At 58.2% G+C, this 22,681-nt stretch carries 20 protein-coding genes; 14 read left to right on the top strand and 6 right to left on the bottom strand.

What is annotated here, in order from left to right; genetic code table 11:
• Positions 1-535: 535 nt before the first annotated feature.
• The 3 genes from I6F24_RS24615 to I6F24_RS24605 all read left to right on the top strand — a co-directional run bounded on the left by I6F24_RS24615 (position 536) and on the right by I6F24_RS24605 (position 2,208).
• Entirely contained in the window at positions 536-1,339 is an 804-nt protein-coding gene (locus I6F24_RS24615; RefSeq protein WP_225150442.1) for a patatin-like phospholipase family protein, read from the top strand.
• Between the two features lie 49 nt (positions 1,340-1,388).
• Positions 1,389-1,655, top strand: a complete 267-nt coding sequence (locus I6F24_RS24610; protein ID WP_225150440.1) for a hypothetical protein — start codon at positions 1,389-1,391, stop codon at positions 1,653-1,655.
• Between the two features lie 73 nt (positions 1,656-1,728).
• Positions 1,729-2,208: a hypothetical protein gene (locus tag I6F24_RS24605; protein ID WP_225150438.1), complete on the top strand. Its 480-nt coding sequence runs from the start codon at positions 1,729-1,731 to the stop codon at positions 2,206-2,208.
• A gap of 131 nt (positions 2,209-2,339) precedes the next feature.
• Here I6F24_RS24605 and I6F24_RS24600 read toward each other — a convergent pair whose 3' ends face one another.
• Positions 2,340-2,675 carry a hypothetical protein gene (locus I6F24_RS24600; RefSeq protein ID WP_225143447.1) on the bottom strand — a complete coding sequence of 112 codons (336 nt, stop codon included), beginning with the start codon at positions 2,673-2,675 and terminating at the stop codon, positions 2,340-2,342.
• A 68-nt stretch (positions 2,676-2,743) separates the two neighbouring features.
• Here I6F24_RS24600 and I6F24_RS24595 point away from each other — a divergent pair, with 68 nt between their 5' ends.
• The 5 genes from I6F24_RS24595 (at position 2,744) to I6F24_RS24575 (ending at position 11,458) form a co-directional block, all read left to right on the top strand.
• Positions 2,744-5,005 (top strand): DUF2235 domain-containing protein, encoded by a 2,262-nt coding sequence (locus I6F24_RS24595; RefSeq protein WP_225143446.1) that lies wholly within the window; start codon positions 2,744-2,746, stop codon positions 5,003-5,005.
• 148 nt (positions 5,006-5,153) lie between these two features.
• Positions 5,154-5,963, top strand: a complete 810-nt coding sequence (locus I6F24_RS24590; RefSeq protein WP_225143444.1) for a S1/P1 nuclease — start codon at positions 5,154-5,156, stop codon at positions 5,961-5,963.
• An 82-nt stretch (positions 5,964-6,045) separates the two neighbouring features.
• Positions 6,046-7,704 (top strand): recombinase family protein, encoded by a 1,659-nt coding sequence (locus I6F24_RS24585; RefSeq protein WP_225150436.1) that lies wholly within the window; start codon positions 6,046-6,048, stop codon positions 7,702-7,704.
• Positions 7,705-8,477: 773 nt separating this feature from the next.
• Positions 8,478-9,227, top strand: a complete 750-nt coding sequence (locus I6F24_RS24580; RefSeq protein WP_225143521.1) for an SOS response-associated peptidase family protein — start codon at positions 8,478-8,480, stop codon at positions 9,225-9,227.
• 74 nt (positions 9,228-9,301) lie between these two features.
• Positions 9,302-11,458 carry an exonuclease domain-containing protein gene (locus I6F24_RS24575; RefSeq protein ID WP_225150434.1) on the top strand — a complete coding sequence of 719 codons (2,157 nt, stop codon included), beginning with the start codon at positions 9,302-9,304 and terminating at the stop codon, positions 11,456-11,458.
• Positions 11,459-12,038: 580 nt separating this feature from the next.
• Here the strand turns inward: I6F24_RS24575 and ligD are convergent.
• Positions 12,039-12,965, bottom strand: coding sequence for a non-homologous end-joining DNA ligase (ligD, locus tag I6F24_RS24570; RefSeq protein WP_225143441.1), 927 nt, complete (start codon positions 12,963-12,965; stop codon positions 12,039-12,041).
• A gap of 246 nt (positions 12,966-13,211) precedes the next feature.
• On the opposite strand from ligD, the gene I6F24_RS24565 reads away from it, so the two are divergent.
• A complete protein-coding gene (locus I6F24_RS24565; protein ID WP_225150432.1) occupies positions 13,212-13,625 on the top strand; it encodes a hypothetical protein in 414 nt (137 codons plus the stop codon).
• A 1-nt stretch (position 13,626) separates the two neighbouring features.
• Here I6F24_RS24565 and I6F24_RS24560 read toward each other — a convergent pair whose 3' ends face one another.
• Both I6F24_RS24560 and I6F24_RS24555 read right to left on the bottom strand, forming a co-directional pair.
• Positions 13,627-13,857: a hypothetical protein gene (locus I6F24_RS24560; protein ID WP_225143439.1), complete on the bottom strand. Its 231-nt coding sequence runs from the start codon at positions 13,855-13,857 to the stop codon at positions 13,627-13,629.
• Positions 13,858-14,137: 280 nt separating this feature from the next.
• Positions 14,138-14,935, bottom strand: a complete 798-nt coding sequence (locus I6F24_RS24555; RefSeq protein ID WP_225143438.1) for a methyltransferase domain-containing protein — start codon at positions 14,933-14,935, stop codon at positions 14,138-14,140.
• 277 nt (positions 14,936-15,212) lie between these two features.
• Between I6F24_RS24555 and I6F24_RS24550 the strand changes: the two genes are divergently transcribed.
• Together I6F24_RS24550 and I6F24_RS24545 are read left to right on the top strand one after the other, a co-directional pair.
• Positions 15,213-16,814: a winged helix-turn-helix domain-containing tetratricopeptide repeat protein gene (locus I6F24_RS24550; protein WP_225143437.1), complete on the top strand. Its 1,602-nt coding sequence runs from the start codon at positions 15,213-15,215 to the stop codon at positions 16,812-16,814.
• Positions 16,815-17,032: 218 nt separating this feature from the next.
• Positions 17,033-18,463, top strand: coding sequence for a hypothetical protein (locus I6F24_RS24545; RefSeq protein ID WP_225143435.1), 1,431 nt, complete (start codon positions 17,033-17,035; stop codon positions 18,461-18,463).
• A gap of 267 nt (positions 18,464-18,730) precedes the next feature.
• On the opposite strand, the gene I6F24_RS24540 is transcribed toward I6F24_RS24545, so the two are convergent.
• A complete protein-coding gene (locus tag I6F24_RS24540) occupies positions 18,731-20,290 on the bottom strand; it encodes a winged helix-turn-helix domain-containing tetratricopeptide repeat protein (protein ID WP_225143434.1) in 1,560 nt (519 codons plus the stop codon).
• 172 nt (positions 20,291-20,462) lie between these two features.
• Between I6F24_RS24540 and I6F24_RS24535 the strand changes: the two genes are divergently transcribed.
• The gene (locus tag I6F24_RS24535; RefSeq protein WP_225143432.1) at positions 20,463-20,711 is read left to right on the top strand and encodes a DUF1127 domain-containing protein; all 249 of its coding nucleotides are present in this window, start codon (positions 20,463-20,465) and stop codon (positions 20,709-20,711) included.
• A 276-nt stretch (positions 20,712-20,987) separates the two neighbouring features.
• A complete protein-coding gene (locus I6F24_RS24530; protein WP_225143430.1) occupies positions 20,988-21,836 on the top strand; it encodes an SDR family NAD(P)-dependent oxidoreductase in 849 nt (282 codons plus the stop codon).
• A 230-nt stretch (positions 21,837-22,066) separates the two neighbouring features.
• On the opposite strand, the gene I6F24_RS24525 is transcribed toward I6F24_RS24530, so the two are convergent.
• Complete coding sequence (locus tag I6F24_RS24525) at positions 22,067-22,306, bottom strand: PilZ domain-containing protein (protein WP_225143427.1); 240 nt, start codon at positions 22,304-22,306, stop codon at positions 22,067-22,069.
• 145 nt (positions 22,307-22,451) lie between these two features.
• On the opposite strand from I6F24_RS24525, the gene I6F24_RS24520 reads away from it, so the two are divergent.
• On the top strand, positions 22,452-22,667 hold the full coding sequence (locus I6F24_RS24520) for a hypothetical protein (RefSeq protein WP_225143426.1): 216 nt from the start codon (positions 22,452-22,454) through the stop codon (positions 22,665-22,667).
• Positions 22,668-22,681: the final 14 nt, after the last annotated feature.

The following is a 22,681-nucleotide window of genomic DNA, read 5'->3' as shown; positions in this document are numbered from 1 at the left end:
CGCGCCTTTTCGCAATTGTGATCAAATGTTGGAAGTGGCTCGACATTGGTGTGATCTACAAGGGCTGACATTAATCAGTGAGCCCATTCAACTGGCTGAAACTTAGTTGGATGGGATCGCTGCGCGTCCGGCGGCCCTCTCGCCACCCCTATGCGGGCGGCTGGTCGACGTTCAATCAGGGTTGGTTTCGAATCAACCTGGATGGTTCATCTCGCAATAGGCTTCTTCCGTGGGCCTTCGACCTCCGAAAAATTGGGAATGGTATTCTGCTCGCCAACGGACCTCCTCAATGGAAGTCCATTTTCGGTTTGGAGACCAGCGTTGCGCCAACCTTTCTACATCGTCCCGGCTCTCGGCCACGGCGACAGCAACTCGGTTTGAACCTTCGGCAATGAGTTCGTACGTTTTCAGTATCATACCTATATAGCCTCTATCCGGAGCAAGCCGGCACTCTACGACTAAATGGCGAGCTACTCCACTTGCGTAACCGGAGGTCGAGGCAGTATTTTGGGCTATTTGATTTTGGCAGCCAATCTTGAACGACGTTCTTGCCGAGCCCGCGTCGCTATTCCGAGTGCTCTGCCTTGATGGCGGAGGGGCCAAAGGATTCTATACACTTGGCGCTCTCAAAGAAATCGAGGGCATGCTTGGATGTCGGATTTACGAAAGGTTTGACCTGATCTATGGGACATCCACCGGGGCCATCATTGCAGCCTTGCTTGGGCTTGGTCGATCAGTCGATGAAGTGGAAGCACTCTACCGTAAACACGTCGTGTCCATCATGGCTCGCTGGCTACCAAGCAAAAAAACAGCGGCCTTGGAAGCACTTGCGACAGACGTTTTTGGCGAGTTGAAGTTCGATGCGTTCAAAACAGAGATGGGCATTGTTGGAACGAGGTGGGTCGAAGAACGGCCAATCATCTTCAAAACCGGTGGGAAACAAGCGTTCTTAGGAAAAGCCACGTTTGAGCCGGGCTTCGGCTGCACCATAGGTGAGGCGGTCGTCGGGTCCTGCTCCGCGTATCCTTTTTTCAGGAAGAAGATGGTCGTAACCGGTCGCGGCGAGCGGATCGAGGTTCGCGACGGGGGGTTTGTTGCAAACAATCCGACACTATACGCGATTGTGGATGCGACGGAGTCCCTTGGTCATTCCAGACAAAACGTGCGTGTAGTCAGCATCGGAGTGGGAGAATATCCTCGTCTGCGAAAGTTTTCGTCGGTACAATTCGACTTACGACTCGTATCACAACGGCGTTGCCTTCTTCAGCGGCGGCAAGCGCATCGAAAATTTTCCGAAACAGCACTCGGACAATCTTACTGCCAAGCATCAGGCAACTAACAACAACTTCAAACGTATGGTTCGGGTATTCAAGAACATGCGAAATTCGATGATAGAAAAGAAGCTGCTCGCTGAGGGAATCGCTCCATCCTATTTCATTGAAGGTATGCTTTGGAACGTGCCGAACGATAGGTTCTTCGGCAATTATCGTGAAATGTGGGCTGCGTGCTTTAATTGGGTTAACAGCAACGACCCATCCAACCTGACGACCGGGAGCGGTATGCACTGGCTGGTCAGAGATAATGAGAATGTTTGTTGGCCGTCCGCCAATTTCCAGACCTTTACTGCCGCCCTCAAAAAATACTGGGAGATGTGATTGCGGTTAGCAAAGCCGTCCCATCGACGGTTCAACTGCCGCCTTCAACAGGCTCGAATCCATGGGAGTAAACATGGCAAAAGGCAAAAAGCGCCCGGAGAGGGCAATCGTAGACGAACTATTCTCGCATCATCTTGGTTACGAGCTTTGGATGCTCGACGTTGAGTCGTTCCACCTTCATGCTCGCAACGTGCACGAGTTCTTCACACTCAATAGCAACTGCAAAATTGACCCCCGCTGGTTTGCGACAGGGTTCGAAGTCAACAAAGGCTTCATGAATGATGAATTGGTCAAAAAGATCAATCAGCAGATGGCGCACCTGACCGCCAAGCGAATTATCGGCGAGGGGCAGCTCGATCAAACGCATTGGAAAGAGATTAAAGACAGCATTGATGCCGAGGTTCGGCGTTTCGAGTCCACCTTAACACCTGAGTACAAGAGCATCTGGCGCAAGCCGAGGTCGATTAGCGCAGGTGACGGAGGAGCAAGCTCACTACCTACCGCGATAAAGACGACGACGCTTACGCCACCCGTTGGCAAGCTTACGAAATAAACATCTTTTGAGCGCAGCGCACCGGCCACATGGAGCGCCCGCTGATGATACCCCGCTTGCCTCCAGCACCCTGACAACGCGACCGTCTTTTGCTCTGAAACAGGGAGCCGACCCACTGTCATCTCCACGTTTTACTTCCGTTCCCTTTCGAACCGCTCCATCACTGGCAAGAGGTTCGCCCGCAGGGTAGTGCCATCAGACAGCCTCGCCACGAGCTCATAGCCGACGACATCAAGCGAACGAACGTGCACGCCATCGCGGCCAGGTTCACCAGGCTTGCCGTGCATGCCCTTCGCGCTCAACACCCAGCCTTCACCAGGCAGCGGTCCGGGATCATCGCGCACGGCGCGCCACTCGCAACCGTTGAAGGCGCAGGTGTCGTATTTGAAGTATCGCGCGCGCGGATCATGCAGCCCGTGACTCGGCCGAACGGCTCCCGTGTCGGCTCGCCGCCGATCGCTATCCAAGGTTGAAATCTTCCCGGCACCTGTTACTCTTACTGTATTCACTATATCTTTTCAGGGAGGGCGCTCGCATGGCCAGCCCCAAGGTTATTATCCTGTCTGACGGCACCGGTAACGCCGCCTCAAGCGTTTGGCGCACGAACGTCTGGCGGATGTTTCAGGCGCTTGACCTGCAAGGCAACAGCCAGGCCGCGAAATACGACGACGGCGTAGGTACCTCGTCCTTCGTACCGCTCGCGGTGCTGGGCGGCGCATTCGGATATGGCCTCAAGCGCAACATCCTCGAGGCCTACAAGTTCATCTGCCGCAACTACGATCACCAGAACCACTCGAAGATCTATCTCTTCGGCTTCAGCCGTGGCGCGTTCACCGTACGCGTCCTCGGCGCGCTCATTCTTCAGCAGGGCCTGGTTGTGGCGGATACCGAAGCGGAGCTGCACAACGGCGCAGTCAAGGCTTACAGGGCGTACCGGGCCAAGGGCTACCATTCGATCTTGCAGATCGAGGTGGTCTTCCGCGCCTTGCGCGACTACGTCCTGGTGCCGGTGCTCGACCTTGTGCGAGGCAACAAACCCTACGCCGAAATCGACCGCAAGGACGTCCCTTCCATAGAATTCATCGGCGTGTGGGACACGGTCGCTGCCTACGGCCTGCCTATGGATGAGATGACGCGTGGCGTCAGCAACTGGATCTGGCCCCTTGAACTTCCGAATCGGATCTTGAACCCACGCGTCAAATGCGCAAGGCACGCACTTGCACTCGACGATGAGCGGACGACCTTCCACCCCGTGCTCTGGACCGAGGAAGGCGAATCCAAGCCCGCGGTCCCCATCACCATTGACGACGAGCGCCTGGTCCAGGTCTGGTTCGTCGGTATGCACGCCAACGTGGGCGGAGGTTATCCCGACGATGCCGTATCGTTCGTGCCGCTGTCCTGGCTTGTCGACGAGTCCATCAAGCGTGGTCTCGTGTTCAAGGAGGCTCCCTTCGCAGACCCCGACTCCATCAAGCTGATCAATTCAGCGCAAGACAAGGATGGCCGCCTTTATGACTCGCGGTCCGGCCTCGGCTCCTACTATCGCTATGGCCCACGGAAAGTCTCTGATCTCTGCAATGACCCGGATGTAGGCGTCAGCGTCAAGTTGCCGAAGATCCACGAAAGTGTGTTCGACCGCATCGACAGCGGTTGCAATGCCTATGCTCCGATCGGCTTGCCGCCGGAGTACCTCGTGGTTTCCCGCAACGGCAAGCTCACGCCGCTCGGGCCGATGACATTCGAGACGCCAGCGGGCGCGACCGCGCGCTTTGTGGCTCAGGAAAAGCTCTGGAATTTCGTCTGGATGCGTCGGCTGGCGTATTTCGCGACCCTGGCCGCCACGCTGCATCTTGCGGCGTTCTGGCTGTTCCACGACCGCATCAAGGAGCATGAGTTCGAGTCGCCAATCCGGATGGTCTCCGAATTGGTGCGGTTCATCGAATCCTTCCTGCCGAAATCACTCCATTGGTGGACGGACTGGTACGCCGCGAACCCTGAATGGTTCGCCGGCGGCATCGCCGCCGTGATCCTGCTTATGGTTCTTGGCAGCAGCCTTAGCGCCAAAATCAAGGACCGGATGCGCCTGCTCTGGCGGGATCGGGCGGCGCCGGTGCCGCTCTCTGGCCTGATGCACGACGCCATTTACGCGTTCAGGACCCACCCGCTCTATCAGTTTATTCTCCGTGTCGGGAAGCGGCACATCCTGCCGCTATTTTTGGTCGTGGTGATGGTCTGGCTCGGTGCGACTGTCGCGAGCCATTTCCTGTTCAACGTCGCGGATTCGATGGGAGCATTCTGCAAGGGCACGGCGGAGGCTACGCTTATCCCGGTCAACAAGGGCATCGACCAGGACGGCGCGGACTTCGCAACATCTGCGATTTGTGCGCCAACAGGCCTGAAGGTCTTTTCCGGTCGCTCGTATGAGATCAGGATCGCGGTCACCGAGCCTTGGAACGATGCGGAGCGGCCGACCACACCCGCTGGCTTTCGGACCTCCACGGTCGAGCTTGCCAACCGGTGGAAGTTTCGCAGCGCCATTTTCCTTCGCCGGATCCTGTTCAGGCCCTGGTACCGCATCATCGCGCGGGTGGGCGAGACCGGCGTGGACGAGTATTTCCTTGATCCCCTCCCGCTTCCGAACACCACACCGCAGACGTACAAGGCAACGTTCAAGGCTGCACGCAGCGGTGAGCTTTTTCTCTACGTCAACGACGCAGTGATCGGCCTGCCATGGCTCAGCGACACGTTTTACCCGAACAACGGAGGTAAAGCGAAGGTGACCGTCAAACTCCTATAGCCTCAGGAATTTGGCGAAGTACTAAATTGAACTGGCGTTCAATTTACGTTGGCGCGGAGGCATCTGGTTTTGTCCGGGCGACGCGCTTCTCCTCGACAACCTCAAGTGATAACCTCCGACCATATTGTCTCAGGCATGAGGTATCGGCATGCGCCGATTTTCATTAGCTGCTGTTTTCCTTCTCGCGTTTTGCACCCACGCCTCGGCATGGGGTGACGAAGCCCACAAGATCGTTTGCGAGATTGCCTACCGGCTCGCCCAGCCCGATACGCGCGCAGCGATACGGAAACTGATCCAGGCGGACAAGGTGTTCGACACCTTTTCCGCCTCCTGCGTATTCCCCGACCATCCGCGCATTCGCCGAACAGAGCACTTTATCAATCTGCCCCGCGACGCGCACGGGGTCACAGGAGACAACTGCCCGAACGCTCCAGAATGTGTGCTCACGGCCATCCTCAACGACTCCAAGGTTGTGAACTCGAAGCACGCCAAGCGGGCCGACAGGCTTATTGCGCTAAAGTCGCTTGGACACTGGGTCGGCGACATCCATCAGCCTCTCCACGTGTCGTTTGAGGACGACCGCGGAGGAAACGATATAAGGGTGAACGGCGAGTGCTCGGGCAATCTGCACGGCACCTGGGATAGTTGTCTTGTGACACACGCGGTCGGGCCCGATGTCGATGACGCGGCTTCTGACCTGATTGATGCCATTACTCCTGCGATGAAAACCAGGTGGATTTCGTCAGATCCCAGTGATTGGGCCAACGAGTCGTTTGCAATCTCGAAAGCCGCGAAGACGGGCTATTGCGTGATGCATGGCTCCTCCTGCGATCAGCCCGAGGGCAGCGTGACCATCAGCACCGAATACCTCTCTGCGAACGAACCCATCGTGAAAGAACAGCTTCAGAAGGCGGGAGTCCGGCTGGCAGCCCTGCTCGATAGCATCTTCGCCGACTAACGTCGGGCAAATTCGTCTTGAAATCCTTCATGCCGAGTAGTGTAGTTTATTTGACGCGGCACTCCCTAACTCGGGAGAACCCATGGCCAACTCGCTGGTCCTGCGCAAAGGAACCGACCTGGCACGGCGCGTGCGGGCGAAGCGCGCCGCGCAATATGTTCGGATGTCGAGAGACCTCCAACGTTATTCCATCAAGAACCAGCTCGCCGCGATAGCCGCTTATGCACAAGCTAACGGCCTCACAATTGTAAGGACCTATGTCGATGAAGGGCGGAGCGGCCTGCGCATCAAAGGGCGGCCTGGTCTCATCGAACTCATCGAAGATGTCGAATCAGGTCAGGCCGACTTCGATCAGATCCTCGTCTATGACGTCAGCCGGTGGGGACGCTTCCAGGACACCGACGAAAGTGCCTATTACGAGTTCCTGTGCAAGATGAACGGTGTCCGCGTCGAGTACTGTGCGGAGATCTTCAAGAATGACGGCAGCTTCCTTTCAGGTATGGCCAAGTACATGAAGCGAGGTATGGCCGCTGAATGGAGCCGAGAACTCGGGGTCAAGGTGCACACCGGACTTTGCCGGGTCGCAGGCCTCGGCTACCGCGTCGGCGCTCCCGTCGGCTACGGCCTACGCCGAATAATGGTTGACGAAAACGAACACCCAAAGGCAGAGCTCAACAAGGGCCAGTATAAGGCTTTGCAATCAGATCGTGTTCGGCTGCGACGAGGCTCGGCCGAGGAGGCCGCCGTCATCCGGTGCATCTTCGATCAATTCGTCCATGCTAGGAGATCGTACAGCGAGATACGGCGCGATCTCAACGACGCGAACATCGGCAGCCATAATGATCGACCTTGGACCGATCGGATGATCCCGACAATTCTCAGCAATGAAAACTACATCGGAAATACCATCTATAATCGAACCTCGCGCCGCCTAGGGCAAAAGCTCGTCAAAAACCCTTCTCATGCCTGGGTCCGCGGGGCCGCTGCGATTGAGCCCATCATCGATCCAGACATTTTCACACGTGCTCAGAAACTGCTCGCTGAGCGACGCGTCGAGATTCCGGAAGACGAAATGCTGATGCGCCTCCGCGTCGTGCTTCGCCGACGAGGGAAACTCAACTCCCGCATCATCAACACGACGCTCGGGCTCAACCATGCTTCGTCTTACGTCAAGCACTTTGGATCGCTACGCAACGCTTATTCGCAGATCGGCTACGTCTCACCACGAGATTGCGACTGGCTGGATACCCGGAAGTACTGGGCCAGCGAGCAAGCAAGGCACGCGAACGAACTTGCCGAAGTCCTCAGAGCCGATGCCGGTCTTCAGCCCGAGCTTGCTCAGGACGGCATAGCCCTCGATGTCAACGGCGCTCGCCTGGTTTCATTTCTCGTTGCAAGACAGCTCCGCACGCGAGGACAAGATCACGCACCGCAGTGGAAAGCCTACCGCAGGCACATCTCCTCGGGCCTGCTTGCAGTGATGAGGCTAGACGTAACCAACAAGACCATCGAAGATTACGTCTTGTTGCCCCCCAAATTGCGGGCAGGCCGATACGTCTGGCTTTCAACCGGTGCCCTCGCTCGGCATCGCGGGGTCTACTGCGCGGGTATGAGCGATTTGATCAAAGCGATCATGGCCACATTGACGGCCAACCATGACGTGCCAGCCATGTCAGCGCGGCAGAACACGCCAGCGAAAAAAGGCCACCCCAAAGCTAGGAACGGCCGCGGGCGGCGCTGATTGATCGCAGGTATAAATAAGCTCCGAGCAGTGTGCCGTAATTCCTTCGAAAATCGCCATTCAGCTTGGCAATCTTCGATAGCTCAGACGTATCAAGATCATTCGACATGGGCTGGCTTCCGCATTGAACCAGCACCCTATGAACCACTGTTTTGCCCGACGCCACAAGACAATTTCGGTAAATCAAAATATCTTATGTCGAGATTGACCTATCCGTTGCGTTTCCGGTGATAGGCCCCCCAAGCTGCAGCGGCTGGCCGTCCAATCGACTCGACCGTATGGTGTTTCTCATGTCTGCCGCCCGCATAATTAAGCCGCCGCCGATGTCGGGAGGCGATCGCAAACACTACGCCCGCGAGATTCACAAGGCGGAGGTCACTTTCGCGCATCTGCTCGAGCAATCGGCGACCGCCCACGCGGCCGCCGATGCTGCCCGTGCCAAAGCTTACGCGCTCGACTGCGCCGCCTGGAACACGGCCCTCTTCATTGGTGAGCTCGACCACGCCTCCCCCACGATTGCTGCGGCGCTCGCCGGCGGGTTCCCGTTGCTCGAGGTACGCTGCGAATACTGCAAGCACACCGAGATGATCGACCTCGCATTAGTAGTGCAGCCGCGCGATCGGCAGGTCGCACTGATGCGCAGCTACCTCTACTGCAGCCCCTGCCAGCGCACTCTCGGCAAGAAGCGACGGCCCGACTTGGTGGGTCTGCGCCCGGCCGGCGATCCGCAACCTGCAGCACCCTCACGGCGAACGAAAAAAGGCTTCCTGACGATGTGCAACCTCTACTCGATCACCACGAACCAGGCCGCCATCAGCGCGCTGTTCCGCGTGGTCAACCAGTACGTCGGCAACCTCGCGCCGATGCCGGGCGTGTTTCCTGACTACAACGCGCCGATCATCCGCACCGGCGCCAGCGGACGCGAACTCGCGACCGCGCGCTGGGGTATGCCGTCATCTTCGAAAGCATTGATGGACGCAACCAAGAAGCGTGCCGAGAAGCTGCAAGCCAAACGCAAGACCGTCAATTTCAAGGAATTGCTCCGAATGGAGCCCGACAGCGGCACGACGAACATCCGCAACGTGAAGAGCAAGCACTGGACGCGTTGGCTGGGCGTGGAGAACCGCTGCGTGGTGCCCTTCAACTCATTCAGCGAGTTCAACAAGGCCGAGGGCGGCGACATCTGGTTTGCGCTCGACGAGAGCCGTCCCCTCGCCTGCTTCGCAGGCATCTGGACAAACTGGACCTCGGTCAGAAAGGTCAAGGAAGGCGAGACCACCAACGACCTCTATGCGTTCCTCACAACGGAGGCGAATGCCGAAGTCTTCGCCGTCCACCCAAAGGCCATGCCAGTGATCCTGACGACGCCCGAAGAGGTCGAGATCTGGATGACGGCTCCGGCGGATGAAGCCTTGGAACTGCAACGGCCGCTTCCAGACGGCGCGCTGCAGATCGTCGCGCGCGGCGTGAAGGAAGACGCGGGGCCGGCGACGGCAGATGTCGGCGGCTCTGGTCATCCTTAGCCGGTCGAGACGCTTGACTCTGAGGGCGGCGTCAGAACAGAAATAGAACAAACGATTCTGCCGCGAAGGTCCGCTTGGCCAAACTGCCCCAACTGCCCGTCTACTATTACCTCGACCACTTCGCCGAAATGCTGGGGTTCGTGCAGCGGACGTACGCCCCCGTGCTTGGTCCGGAGCATCACGCCTTCATAGCGCGGTTCGAAGGCCTATCGAGAGATGCACAATGTCTGCTGGTCCGCATGATTAACAGGCGCGGTGCCATATTCAATCGCTCGCTGTTCAACTATTCCGAGATCGATGACGTGGAGCGGGCGGCATCCGACCTGACTGCGGCCGGTCACGCTCGCGAGCTCGGCGAGGCCGACTATGCGGCCTTCGTCTCATGCCTGCCAAAGGACATCCTCGTTACTGGCGCGCAGGCGGCCGGGCGAGGAGATGTCCGGAAATCTTGGTCGAAGCCGAAGTTCATCGACTACTATCTGGAGCGCATACCCTTTTCCGTCGCCGCGCAGCACTGCGGCGCCCGCAACTTCATCGCGCTCGACGGGACGCGGCCGATCGAGTTCCTCCTTTACCTTTACTTCGGTAAGACCGAGGTCGATCTGAAGAACTTCGCGCTGCGAGACCTGGGAATCCTCCGCACCAACCGCGAGACCTCGTTCAGCGCGCGCTTCACCGATGCCGAGGAGGCGCTGGCCTCGTTCCATTACAGCCAGGTTCTGGCCAACTTGGAGGATGGATCGGAGGCTGCCCACAGAGGGGCCGCCATCGACGTGCTCGCCGGTCCCCCCTGCCCGACCCAGTTCGCCGCCGATCTCCGCTGTCGAGCCGCGCATCAGACCGGGCTTTTCTTCGAGAAGGCGGGCGAGAACGATCTCGCCCGGCAGCTCTACCGTGCCGGTCCGTCGCCGGACTGCAACGAGCGCTTGGTTCGCCTGCTCTACAACATGGGCGACAAGGCGGGGGCTGAAGCGCTGCTGCAGCGGATGATCGATGATCCCGCCAGCGATGGCGAACATCTCTTCGCCACCGACTTCTACGCCCGTAAGTTCGGCGGCAGGCGTACGGGCCTTTACACCGCACTTTTGCGGTCCGGCCGCACGATCACCGTGGACGACACCTATCGCGGCAATCCCGAAGCAGGCGTCGCGGGCGTGCTGCGGCGCGACGGCACCGAGGTTTTCTTCACCGAGAACGTGCTGTGGCACACCCTATTCGGCCTGCTCTTCTGGGACGAGCTGTTCGAGAGCACCCGCATGCCCAGCGGGTTTGATTGGCTACCGCACTGCCTGAAGGACCGCAGCTTCAGTCGGCTTTTCGCGGCGATAATCGACGAGAAACTAGCAGCTATCGCGTGCGGGTCCGGCCTTCCGCTGATCCTCCGCACCGTGGCAGCGAGATGGGGCCGCCCCAACGGGATCTTCAGCTGGGATCACGTGCAAGTGGAGGCGCTGCGCGCGCTGCTCGAAGGATCCGATCCTGCCGGCCTCGCCAGCATCGTGGGCAACATGTGCGACGATTTCCGCGGGATGCGAGACGGCTTCCCGGACCTGATGCTTGTGCGCGACGGCAAGGCATCCTTCATGGAGGTCAAGGCAGAGGGCGATGTGATCCGCCGCAACCAACTGACCCGCCTCCGCCAGCTCGGCGCAGCCGGCATCGAGGCGGAGATTGGCCGGGTCGATTATCGATTTGACCCTGAGCAGGATTACGTGGTGGTCGACATCGAGACGACCGGCTCATGGTCGAACGGCGACCGCATCACTGAGATCGGCGCTGTGAAGGTCCGCAACCACCGTGTCGTGGACGAGTGGCACTCTCTCCTAAACCCGCAACGTTCCATTCCGGCGAAGATCGTTCAACTGACGGGCATCACGAACGAAATGGTTCGGGACGCACCTCTGTTCGCTGAAGTGGCGGACCGCTTCATGGAGTTCATGGGGGACGGCATCTTCGTCGCCCACAACGTCAGCTTCGATTACGGTTTCATCTCCTACGAATTCGAGCGGATCGGGCGACGCTTCAGGTTTCCGAAGCTCTGCACCTGCGCGGGAATGAGGCGCCGCTATCCGGGACACAAGTCCTACGGACTGGGCAAGCTCTGCGAGATTTATGGGATCGAGCTCGAGAATCATCATCGGGCCCTCTGCGATGCCAGAGCCTCGGCGCATCTGTTGAATCTGATCAATCAAAAGCGTAGCCAGGAGAGGCTTGAGGCTGAAGCGGCTTAGATGCACTCTGGTCGGAGGGTTCACCGCAATCAAGAAGTCGGCCAGTTCAGCGCGGCATAGCTCGCTACTGCCACAATCGCAAAAGCTCCGATCAGAACCAAGACGTAAGTAGCCATACGCGAAGAACGATCTTGGCGTCGGTGTGTTCCGGCCAGCGGACGCGACAACAGCACCGCTAGGAGGGATTGTGCCAAATTCCCTGAAGAGCTCGGTTGGTGCAAAAGTGAACTTTCTGTCCAGGTCCTCCCAAAGGAAAGGCCTCCGAGACAGCGGAGGCCTAGTTTAGGTTAGGGAGGATCTACTTGGCCAACATTGCCCGTTGGGCCGCGTTCCTAAAATGCGCACGAAGCCGCCGCTCCAGCTCAATTGCTTGATCTGCGTTATAAGCGCGCTTGAGCAAGTCAGTCCGCTCCTCTCCGGGTGCCTTCTCGGCTCGTTCACGCATATCCTCCGCAATCTGTGCCAGTCTGCTTTCCAAGGAATCCGTCTGCTTAAATCGCCTGTGCTTTAATCCCATCGGGCCTTCCTTCTGCTGCGTGAACGATTGTACGTCCACAACCGGAAGGCTCAGGAACATAAGTTATTTTCGAGACAATCCCTTGAAGGAACTCGCGCGTAGCAATCCCTCCGACGTGATGTCTCTGTATTCGATGTCCGCGTAGAACTTCGGCTCGACCCAGGTGGCTTTCGGCTTTTTGATGTGCTTGGTGAGCTTCTGCTTCGGGCTCACCACAGTATCGAGGACATCTCTGATCTTGCGCGATGTCGTCCGGCTCCAGCCCGTGCCGACCTTGCCCATATAGACAAGCTCTTTGCCTTCCTTCTTACCGAGATAGAGAGCGGCGACGCCGGTTGGATCCTTGATGAACCCGACGACGGGGAATTTTCCCTTCTGAACGACTTTGACCTTCTGCCAAGCTTCCACACGCTCCGACCGATATGGGGCGTCAACTCGCTTGGAGACGATACCTTCGTAATTAAGTTTCCTTGCGGCTTCGAACAGTGCCTGCCCGTCACCCCCATGGTGCTCGCTGTAGAGGATGGGCTCCTCGAGCTGATTGCTTTCGATCAGATCCTTCAGCAGCTCCTTGCGGGCAAGCTGCGAAAGCTTCCGCAAGTCCTGTTCATCGAGCCACAGGAGGTCGAACGCGAAGAACAGCAAGCGGTCCTGTTCGCCTCTGGCGAGGTCTGCCTGTAGCTCGGAGAAGTTGGTGCGGTCCTCGTGGATGACGACCACCTCACCGTCAACGATGGCCTGCCCTTCGATCTCGAAGGCACCGGCAATGACGGAGAACTTATGTGTCCAGTCGAGACCGTTGCGGGTGAAGACCTTTCGGATATCTCCGTCGATGTGGAGCTGGATACGGTAACCGTCGTATTTGACTTCGTGAATCCATTGAGCCCCCGAAGGTGCTTTCATCTTCAGGGTCGCAAGCTGGGGGCTAATAAAGCCCGGAATAGCGGCACGCGGCCTTTTTGCCGGTGCCGTCCTGGTACGCTTCACCACTTACGCAACTCACAAAAAGCCCGCCGTTAAGTTGGGGCCAACGGCGGGCAGTTTACCTACCTTACTCACGACTTTCCAACCGCGGGGCTGAGGCGGCGTTCCGACCGTGTTCTCACATGCAACCGAGATCTCGATTCCCGGTTGTATTTTCAACGTCAACGAGAACGCCCGCCGAACGGCTCGGGAACACCAAGCCGGGAGCGTTCCCTACCGCGAACACCCTCTCCGCCAAAACGGAAGTTCTGGTTGGCTGACGCGGCCCGGCCGTCCATTCCTCCTGAAGTGCACTGGGGTGTGTGGCTCTGCCAAGACGTCCAAACCAGCTTTCCATCTGGACAGATGGTCGTGCCAAGTGACTGGAAGCGCTCTTGTTTCCCGACCGATAGTATCTATCTGGCTCGCATGAACTTAACTGACATTCAGGATTTCGCCATTCAGGCTCGCGTAGCTGCGATCCTTGGAGCAAACGAGTTTGACCGCGTTTTTGCCGGTGTTCGTTTTGCCGAGGTTGAAGGTCCTCTGCTGTACGTCTACGCCAAGGACGAACCTGCCGCCGCTACGATAGAGGACGATTTCTCTCTGCTCATCGCAGACATAGCCAGCCGCGTCCTCAAGCAGGAAATCGAGATTGTGCTCGTGCTGCCGAAGGTCTTGCAGTAGCTCAATTCGTTTCGACGATTTCGGCGGCGAGTTCGGCGACCGCCCGCCTGCCCGCCTCGGTCAAACCGCCGAGCGTCTGCGTGTGCTTGTTGGCGCACTCGACGATCTTTTCCGCCACGAACTTTCGGGCTGGATGACCTTCGAACGCCAGCGGCATCAATCTACACGCTCGCTCCAATGCGACATCCATATTGGAAATGGTTCGTTCACTGAATCGTTCTGAAAGCAACATGACTGACTCCACGAACAAAACTGTTCACGGAGGCGACCACTTTCCCGCCATAGAGGGTCAGCAGCACTCCCCCAACCAATTCAAATACCCACGCCGTTCTGAAATATAGTCGTCACTGAGCGGCTTGGGATTCACAAGAGTTAATGGCCCAGCGGCAAAGATCACAATGTCGGATTGTACCTCATAACCGGACATGAGAGGTCTTGTAGGAGTTGACCGCCAAGGGCCAAGTGCGGACATCACGCGGAATGTGCACGGCAGCAGCGGCCGACCACTTTCATCAGCGGCGTTGGCCGCTTGCGAACTGATATTGAACCTCGATTTCTACGGGCCCGCCTCTATCTCCGAGGCTGCGTTGCGTTTCCTGGCGAACAATATCGCGCACCGATTGAGGGAGTGTCAGATAGGCTTGTCCAGTCGGACCGTCGCCGCGTTCATACGGACCAAAGTAGGCGTCGAAAGATGGCATACTGAACCGGTGCGCCTGCCTCGTCAATTCGATGTTTTGGAATCCGGCCTTCTCGAACAACTGTCGCAGACGCGCCGGGTCACCCAATGAAAACATCCTCGCCGTTGCCTCGCGGATCGCTGGCGAGTGCTTGGCGATAGCTGTGTTGACGCTGCCGTTGTAGGTTCGTTCCGGCACGGTTGCAACGGAAACTGCTGCGCGTCCGCCCGGCCGAAGGACACGCAAGAACTCCGACAATCCGCGCGAGGGATGAGGGAAGAACATTAGCCCGAGACTGCAAATCAAAGCATCGAAGCTGCTATCGGCGAACGAGAGAGATTGGCCGTCCTCCACCGCGAAGGTGATATTTGCCGCCGCGCTCAGGCGCTGCCGCGCCTGTCCAACCATGGCTTCCGATACGTCGGCCGCAACGACGTGCCCTGTTGGTCCAACTACGAGCAAGGATTCTGCCGCTGCCAGTCCAGTGCCCGTTGCGATGTCGAGTACCTTCATGCCAGACGCAACACGTGCGGCACTCAGAAGGAACGGCAAAAAGTGGCGTGACACATGTGCAAACGCGCGATCATACCCAACCGCGGCCGCGTCGCCGTACGCGAACTCCTTTGCCATTGGCTCCCTCAAATTTACATTCAGTTTAGGTTCGGATCAGGGTTCACTTGATTGGCGGCAAGAATGAGCGGGCCTTCGTGACAATAACAGGGCAAGTCTGCCGCGTCGGCCTTTTGTCAAAATCGGTCCTGGCGGTCCCGCAGCGTCACTTCGGGTCCGCCCCGAACTGCTTGCCGCAAGATGCGCCTGCGCGCTCAACTGATGGCTTACATTTTCCTTACCGGCAGCTTATTCTTCGTGCTCAAGGGCTTCAGAGCCCCCCAGAAGGAATGGCAGCTTGCGTTATCTCTTTCAGGATTACGCACTGGACACCGACCGGCGCGAACTGCACCGCGCAACGAACACTGAGCGGCGCGAGCTGCGTCGAGGCGCCGACTTGATCCCCGTCTCGCCGCAGGTGTTCGACCTGCTCCATTACCTGATCCGCAACAGGGAACGCGTGGTCAGCAAGGACGAGATCATCAGCGCAATCTGGAACGGCCGCATTGTCTCGGATGCCGCGTTGACGACCCGCCTCAATGCCGCCCGGACCGCCATCGGCGACAGCGGGGAAAAGCAGCACTTGATCAAGACACTGCCGCGCAAGGGTTTTCGCTTCGTCGGCACGGTCCATGAAGATCAGTGGCGTGCGGTTGCCGCTACACATGGCAGTACCGACACGTCCCGCCTCGCCCCTGCACCTCGTCTTTCCATTGTGGTGCTGCCCTTCGCAAACATTGGGGGTGACAGCGAGCAGGACTATTTCGCCGACGGCGTGACGGAGAGCCTGAACACGGACCTGTCGCGCATCAGCGGTTCGTTCGTGATAGGCCGACACACCGCATTTGCCTACAAAGGCAAGCCGATCGATCTCAAACAGATCGGACGCGAATTGAACGTCCGCTATATCTTGCTGGGGTCGGTTCAGCGGGCCGGTCGCCGGCTTCGCGTCAACGTACAGCTGGTCAGCGCCGAAACGGGTAACCAACTTTGGGCAGAGCGGTTCGACAAGCTTTTCGTCGACCTTTTGGACCTGCAGGACGAAATCGTATCTCGGCTGGCCAACGCGCTGAATGCCGAACTGATTGCAGCCGAGGCGCGGCGAGCCGAGAGCACCGCAAACCCGGACGCGATAGATCTGTATTTCCGAGGCAGAGCCATCTTCAACCGGGGGCATACCCCTGAGCACCTCACGCAAGCACAGCGCTTCTTTGAACGTGCCCTGGCGCTCGATCCGGCCTGCTTGGAAGCCCTGGTCGGCAGAGCGGAGGTCGACGTGATTTTATCAGCGAATTTCATGACGGACGACGCGGCCCCTCGTCTCGCAGCGGCAGAAACGCTGTTGGGCAGGGCCTTGTCGTTGGCACCACAACACGCAATGGCGCACCTGCAGCTCGGTCTCGTTGAGATCAACACAAATCGCGCCTCGCATGGCATTGCTGCATGCGAGCGAGCGTTGGCACTGGACCGCAATCTGGCCGAGGCTCACGCGTGGATCGGTCTGGCGAAAATATACGTCGGCCGGGCGGAGGAAGCCGAGGCGCACATCCTTGAAGCGCTCCGGCTATCTCCTCGTGACATAAGAGCCTTCCGTTGGCTGATCGTCATTGGCGGAGCCAAATTGCACTTGGGTGCCGGCGAGGAAGCCGTGGTTTGGTTAAGGCGAAGCATCGAGGCCAATCGAAACAATCCGCTTTCGCACTTCTGGCTCGCCGACGCGTTGACGCGGATTGGCGAACTGGATGAAGCGAAGGCAACCGCGCAGGCAGCCCTAGCACTTGATCCGACCTTCACCATCCGCCGCTTGCGCGACACCGCGCCCAGTAACAATCCGACCTTCCTTGCCGGCCGCGAGCGATTTTACAGGGGTCTGCGCCTAGCCGGGGTGCCGGAAGGTTGATTGTCCGCTATGGGTCAAAATGAGAAGATCTCGAACTGAGCAAACCTGGTCTGGTATACTCCGCTGAGCGGACACCGGCAGACCGCGTCGGCCCTTCGCATTCGGGCCACAGGCGGACTCACGTATGGTGTTTCGGAACAGAACCTGACAAGGTGGTGGGGCATTGGACATCCTGCACTAGCGGCCAAAACGGGCTCTGCCGAACATCAGGTGCACAAATGCTTTCAACCGACTACCTCATCATCGGCAGCGGCGCGTTGGGCATGGCTTTCGCCGACCAACTTTTGACCGAAACTGAAGCGGACATGGTGATCGTGGACCGCCATCACATGCCCGGGGGCCACTGGAACGACGCGTATCCTTTTGTCCGTCTTCATCAACCGTCAGCTTATTACGGGGTTGGTTCCCGTGCACTCGGCAGCAGTCGACTAGATGTGGCAGGTTTAAACAGGGGCTATTATGAACTCGCCTCCGGCGCTCAGATCATCAGTTATTACGACCGGCTAATGAACGAACGGTTTCTGCCTTCGGGCCGCGTTCAATATTTTCCGTTGTGTGAATATCAAGGCGATAATCGGTTTGTCTGCCGACTCTCCGGCGATATTCAGCAGGTAACGCTTCGCAAAAAACTCGTTGACGCTACCTTCCTAAACACCCAGGTCCCATCGACCCACGTTCCCTCCTTCGAGCTTTGTGACGGCGTAAGGCTCGTTACCCCGAATGTGCTTCCGAAGTTTGCGCCGGACTTCAAAAGCTATGTCATTCTGGGCGGCGGCAAGACGGCAATGGATGTCGGTGTATGGTTGCTCCAGATGGGCGCGACGCCGGAAAGCATACGTTGGATCGTGCCACGTGATTCGTGGCTCATTAACCGAGACAGGGTTCAGCCGGGCGAAGCGTTTTTTAAGCAGACGGCAGGCGGCCAAGCAAATCAACTTGAAGCGGCAGCAGAAGCGACATGCATAGCCGATTTTTTTGAGCGGCTGGAACGAACCGGCGGGATCTTCCGCATCGATACAACGGTGACACCGACCATGTATCGTGGTGCGACTATCTCGGGCCTTGAGGTAGAAGCCCTGCGCTCCATCAAAGACGTTGTGCGCAAGGGGCGCGTGCTGAGGATCGAACATCAGACAGTAATCCTCGAACATGGGACGATCGAAGGCTGCTCAGGCAGCCTCTATGTGGATTGCACTGCAAGGGCATTTGATACTCGACCTTCTGTACGTGTGTTCGACGGTGACCGGATCACGATTCAAATGTTGCGCTCCGGCGCTTTCTGCTTGAGCGCAGCGGTCATCGCTCATATTGAAGCCGCCTACGACGATGAGACGACAAAGAATGAACTTTGCAAGCCGATGAAATCGCCGAACGCACCGGAAGACTTAGTTCGACGTGCACTTGAGGAGTTGCAAGCCGGGCGCCGATGGTCGGCGGACAAGGCTCTTCAACGATGGGTGGCGGAACATCGGCTGACGGGCGCGGGCGTTGGACAGGCAGATGTAGCCGCGCATGACCCAGATGCGGACCGGATTCGCAAGCGGCTGCGCGAAGCTCGTCCAAAAGCTGAAGCAAACTTATCGCGGCTTATCGCCGAACTAGCTTCCGAAGTGGCAATGAGTATGCAAACGTCGGAGCCGACCCCTTAGTCCAGCATCAGCTTCGCCGCACCGAGCCGATGTCTGAGTTGGGTCATGAGCTCCGTTTGGAAGGTCGGCCGGTTGCTCGGTCTAGCCCGATAAGCCGACAACTGAGGACGCCGCCTGAACTTCGCATTCGGGTCATAGGCTGACTTAGGCAGCTTGCTAGAGCTGTTCGGGAAGCAGACATCGTGCACTCAGGCGCTCAGTCCGCCCGGGCCAATTGCACATTGCGTCTCGCGCTCGATCACCTCGTCTGCACAGGCGATCATGAGCTTACTCTGGCAACCCGGCCTTGCGAAGTCCTTCGACCAACAGCTTCGCGTTTGACTGCCCGCCCCGCGCGATGAATGCTGAGATTGTAAAGGCAGGATCAACCGCAAGCACATTCGCCGCCGCCTGACGGGCCTCGGCCTCACGTCCGAGATGAGCAAAAGCGGATGCTAGATAGCGGTAAGCCACCAGATCGGAGGGGTTCTGACGAAGGGCCTTCTTCCCTGCGGCGATGGCCGCATCAAATCGACGAAGCTCAACAAGGGCACTCCCCATCCCAGCAAACAGCAGGTGTAGCCGCGGATCTACCGGGCTCATGCGAATGGCCCGTTCAAAGCTGCGGATCGCTTCCTCGTACAGTCCTGCTATTCTGTAGACTTGGCCTCTGCAACTCCATACCACAAAGGAATTTGGGTTGAGCGCAACCGCCCGGTCAACCAATTCAATCTCACTTTCGCAGTCGCCGACCATGAAGGCTGATGTCGCCGCAGCCAGCGCCAGCGTATCTGGATCATCATCGTCAATATTCAAAGCCCAACGAAGAAGCCGAATTGCTTCCTTCCTGTCGAACTGAGGATCGACTGCATAGCCCCACAGGATGTTTCGCAAGTGACAGGTAGCTGCGAGTGCCGCGACAAAGCCGAACCAAGGGTCTAGCTTTAAAGCTCTATGCGCCAGCCTGATCGCCTCGGCCAAACCTTCGCGGGTTGTCAGGTAATACTGCTGCATAGCACGGAGATAGAAGTCATAGGCGGTGAGATTCTCCGGTCGCCTCCGCACCGCCAATCCTATTTCCGTTTGAAGCAACTTTGGCTGAATGGCTGAGATAACCGCGACCGTGACTTCGTCCTGCAGAGCGAAAACATCCGTCAGGTCGCGCTCGAACCTGTCCGCCCAGATGTGCGCCGCTGTAATCGCGTCAATCAACTGCCCTGCGATGCGAACTTTCCCCGCCGCCTTGCGCACAGATCCTTGAAGGACATAGCGCACGCCAAGCCTGCGTCCGACCTCCTTGAGGTCTACAGCTTTGCCTTTGAATGTGAAGCTCGAATTGCGCGCGATCACGAACAACCATTTGAACCGCGAAAGAGCAGTAGTGATCTCTTCCACCATTCCGTCTGCAAAGTAGTCCTGCTCGGGATCGCCGCTCATGTTCTCAAACGGCAGTACGGCAATAGAGGGTTTATCGGGGAGCGCGAGTGTAAGTTTCTCTGGTTTTACCCTGTTGTCAGTGACTGCCCGGCTATCACCCCCTTCTTCTCGCACTGGCCCGATGAAACGGAAGCCCTTCCGCGGCAACGTCTTGATGAGGCGCTGTTCCTCCCCTGTGTCACCAACCGCGCTCCGGGCGACATTGAGGCGGGTCGTCAACGCTGCATCCGACACGCTGCGCCGATTCCAAATGGCACTAATGAGGTCGTCTTTACTGACGACGCGCTCCCGGTTGCGGATAAGGTACTCTAGCAGGTCAAAGACCTGCGGTGCCACGGGGACAACATTGGCGCCGCGAGATAGCTCGCGACGGTCGGGATCCAATGCGTAGTCCTCGAAGAAATAACGCAAGCTATAAAATTCCCTAGATCAGAGGTCGCGGTCACAAGTCAGCGCTTTAGCCACGGTGGAAACGGCAAGAATAAGCTGCCGGTGAGGAAAATGTAAGCTGCGCGTCAAGCACGCCTGCCGATCTCCTGGCACCCTGCGCGGGTGGAAAACACCGTCCGAGGGAGACATCGCAATGAGCACGACCTACAGCACGACCTGGCTGGAAAGGACGTCCGCATCGACACGTTACACCTCTCGTCTCATTCGGAAATACCGGGATGCCTTTCAGGAGCGGCGCGATTGTCTGAAATTGCGCTCCGCCTTGTCCGGCCTAAGTGATAGGGAGTTGATAGACATCGGCACTACGCGCGGCGAGATCGATCACGTTGTTTCGAACCGAGATATCGATCCGCGAGGTATCGGGAGCGGGATGATCCCCTAATCCGGCGTGGACCGGTTGGCCGGAGTTGACGACCAGATTCACACATCCGAGCGGGTCTCGACTTCCGGTATGGGTCAACGGCTGCCCTCGGGGAGCCCGCACGCCCTTAGTCGGTTCGTCTCTTGGGAGCGCACGTCGCTGCGGTCTGGGCTGGGATCAGCCACGTTCCAAAAACGAACATCCCGCATGCTTCCGATTCGTTGAAAGTGCGGTGAGCTTCAGCTAAAACTTAGCGTTGTAAGGGGAGCGTGTCCGCTCGCCGGGAGGAGAATGCGCGTGAAGGAACTGGCGGGAAAGACAGCATTCGTGACCGGTGCAGCGTCGGGCATTGGATTGGGGATCGCGACCGCTTTCGCCCAGGCTGGGGCGAAAGTGATGCTTTGCGATATCGAAGAGGCGGCGCTGTCCGCAGCGCTCGAGCAACTGCGGCTCACTAACGTCGATGTCGACGGCGTGAAGGCAGACGTCTCACTCAAAGCCGAACTCGCGGCTGCGGCAGAAGCCACGACCGCCCGCTACGGCAAGGTCCATATTCTCGTCAATAACGCAGGCGTCGCCGGCGGTGGGCCCTACGGCACCTGGACCGATGCGTCGTGGAATTGGACCTTGGGCGTCAACTTGATGGCTACCATTTGGGGGATCGAGATCTTCGGGCCGTTGATCGAGCAGCATGGCGAGGGCGGACATATCGTCTCCACAGCGTCGCTCGCAGGCCTCATTTCAGGAGCGAGCACTGCATACAACGTTTCAAAGTATGGCGTTGTCGCGCTGTCCGAGGGGCTGCGGCAAGAGCTCGCGCCCCGCGGAATTGGCGTATCGGTGCTGTGTCCTGGGTACGTCCGCACTCAAATCATGAACTCAGGCCGCAACCTCCCCAAGCGCTTCGTCGGGGCAATCCGTGCCCCGCCGACTTCGGGCCCGATTGCCGAACGGATCGACCAGATCCGGGAACGCGTCGCTCAAGGTATCGACCCCCTCTATGTCGGCGAACTCGTCCGCGAAGGCATCGAAAACGACTGGCCCTATATCTTCACCGACCTCGAATTTGAGCCGGTGGTCGAAGCGCGCTTCGCCGGAATCAAGCAAGGCTTTGACCATATTCGCGGGCGCACCCCGAAGCGTTGAATGCGCAGAATTTCTCCTACCTTATCGGTCTTTTTTATGTGGTCATGGCGCTGAGACGATTCTGTCGGTCATCACGCCATGTCCGCTCCGGGTCAGTCGCGACGTTTTGGCCCGGTTTACGTTAGGTGCGGTCTACCCCTGACAGCCGACATATCCTCGGCTGTGTGATGCGGCGGCGATGGGCCAATCGGCCACATTCGGAAGCAAGGGGCCTCTAGCAGAAGGGCGCCTTACTCGTCGAAAGCTACGCCGATCTGGCCGTCCTTTCGCCAAACAATATGGCAACGCCTCGAAGTGCCATCCGAGGTTATCGCGAGCACGAAGCTGTCAGGAAACCAAAGCGGGCCCCGCGCTTGGATGCGGGCACCCGTCGCGGAGATATCGCGAACGATGCAATCAACGGCCGGTGAGCCGAACACAATTTGCCCGGCCTTGAGAATGCGACGGCGCTGGGGGGATCGATCCTGCATGATGGAAGCTCCCACTGATTTCTAAAAAGTGGATTAGGCTTCTCGTAGGGCATACCACTTTGCGTATAGAACGAATAACGGCCAGCTCCCGCTAAGCGCCGGTTCCATGATATCGTGCGACCTCAGGCGTGCTGGAGGGCGAGACATGGCCATCTACCTGCATTTGCAAACCGACGATTTGGCACCGAAGCAGATTGCCTGCATTACAAAGGCTTACGAGCAAACCTTACGCACACTCTGCGTTAAGGATCGTGACGATCCGCTCACGGAATTGGTGGCGAAGACAATCATTAAAATCGCTCAAAGCGGGATCAAAGACAGCGCAGGCAATCAGCGAACTCGAAATGCGCTAGGCGAATAGCGTCAGAAAACCGT

The organism is Bradyrhizobium sp. BRP23 (genome assembly GCF_020194135.1).
Classification (GTDB): domain Bacteria; phylum Pseudomonadota; class Alphaproteobacteria; order Rhizobiales; family Xanthobacteraceae; genus Bradyrhizobium; species Bradyrhizobium yuanmingense.
This window is presented reverse-complemented; position numbering and strand designations above follow the sequence as displayed.

What these genes read in the sequence shown, in the direction of transcription:
- I6F24_RS24610 (WP_225150440.1), top strand. Translation starts at nt 1,389, where the DNA reads ATGATAGAAAAGAAGCTGCTCGCTGAGGGAATCGCTCCATCCTATTTC.
- I6F24_RS24605 (WP_225150438.1), top strand. Translation starts at nt 1,729, where the DNA reads ATGGCAAAAGGCAAAAAGCGCCCGGAGAGGGCAATCGTAGACGAACTA.
- I6F24_RS24595 (WP_225143446.1), top strand. Translation starts at nt 2,744, where the DNA reads ATGGCCAGCCCCAAGGTTATTATCCTGTCTGACGGCACCGGTAACGCC.
- I6F24_RS24590 (WP_225143444.1), top strand. Translation starts at nt 5,154, where the DNA reads ATGCGCCGATTTTCATTAGCTGCTGTTTTCCTTCTCGCGTTTTGCACC.
- I6F24_RS24585 (WP_225150436.1), top strand. Translation starts at nt 6,046, where the DNA reads ATGGCCAACTCGCTGGTCCTGCGCAAAGGAACCGACCTGGCACGGCGC.
- I6F24_RS24580 (WP_225143521.1), top strand. Translation starts at nt 8,478, where the DNA reads ATGTGCAACCTCTACTCGATCACCACGAACCAGGCCGCCATCAGCGCG.
- I6F24_RS24560 (WP_225143439.1), bottom strand. Translation starts at nt 13,857, where the DNA reads ATGTTGCTTTCAGAACGATTCAGTGAACGAACCATTTCCAATATGGAT.
- I6F24_RS24555 (WP_225143438.1), bottom strand. Translation starts at nt 14,935, where the DNA reads ATGGCAAAGGAGTTCGCGTACGGCGACGCGGCCGCGGTTGGGTATGAT.
- I6F24_RS24545 (WP_225143435.1), top strand. Translation starts at nt 17,033, where the DNA reads ATGCTTTCAACCGACTACCTCATCATCGGCAGCGGCGCGTTGGGCATG.
- I6F24_RS24535 (WP_225143432.1), top strand. Translation starts at nt 20,463, where the DNA reads ATGAGCACGACCTACAGCACGACCTGGCTGGAAAGGACGTCCGCATCG.
- I6F24_RS24525 (WP_225143427.1), bottom strand. Translation starts at nt 22,306, where the DNA reads ATGCAGGATCGATCCCCCCAGCGCCGTCGCATTCTCAAGGCCGGGCAA.
- I6F24_RS24520 (WP_225143426.1), top strand. Translation starts at nt 22,452, where the DNA reads ATGGCCATCTACCTGCATTTGCAAACCGACGATTTGGCACCGAAGCAG.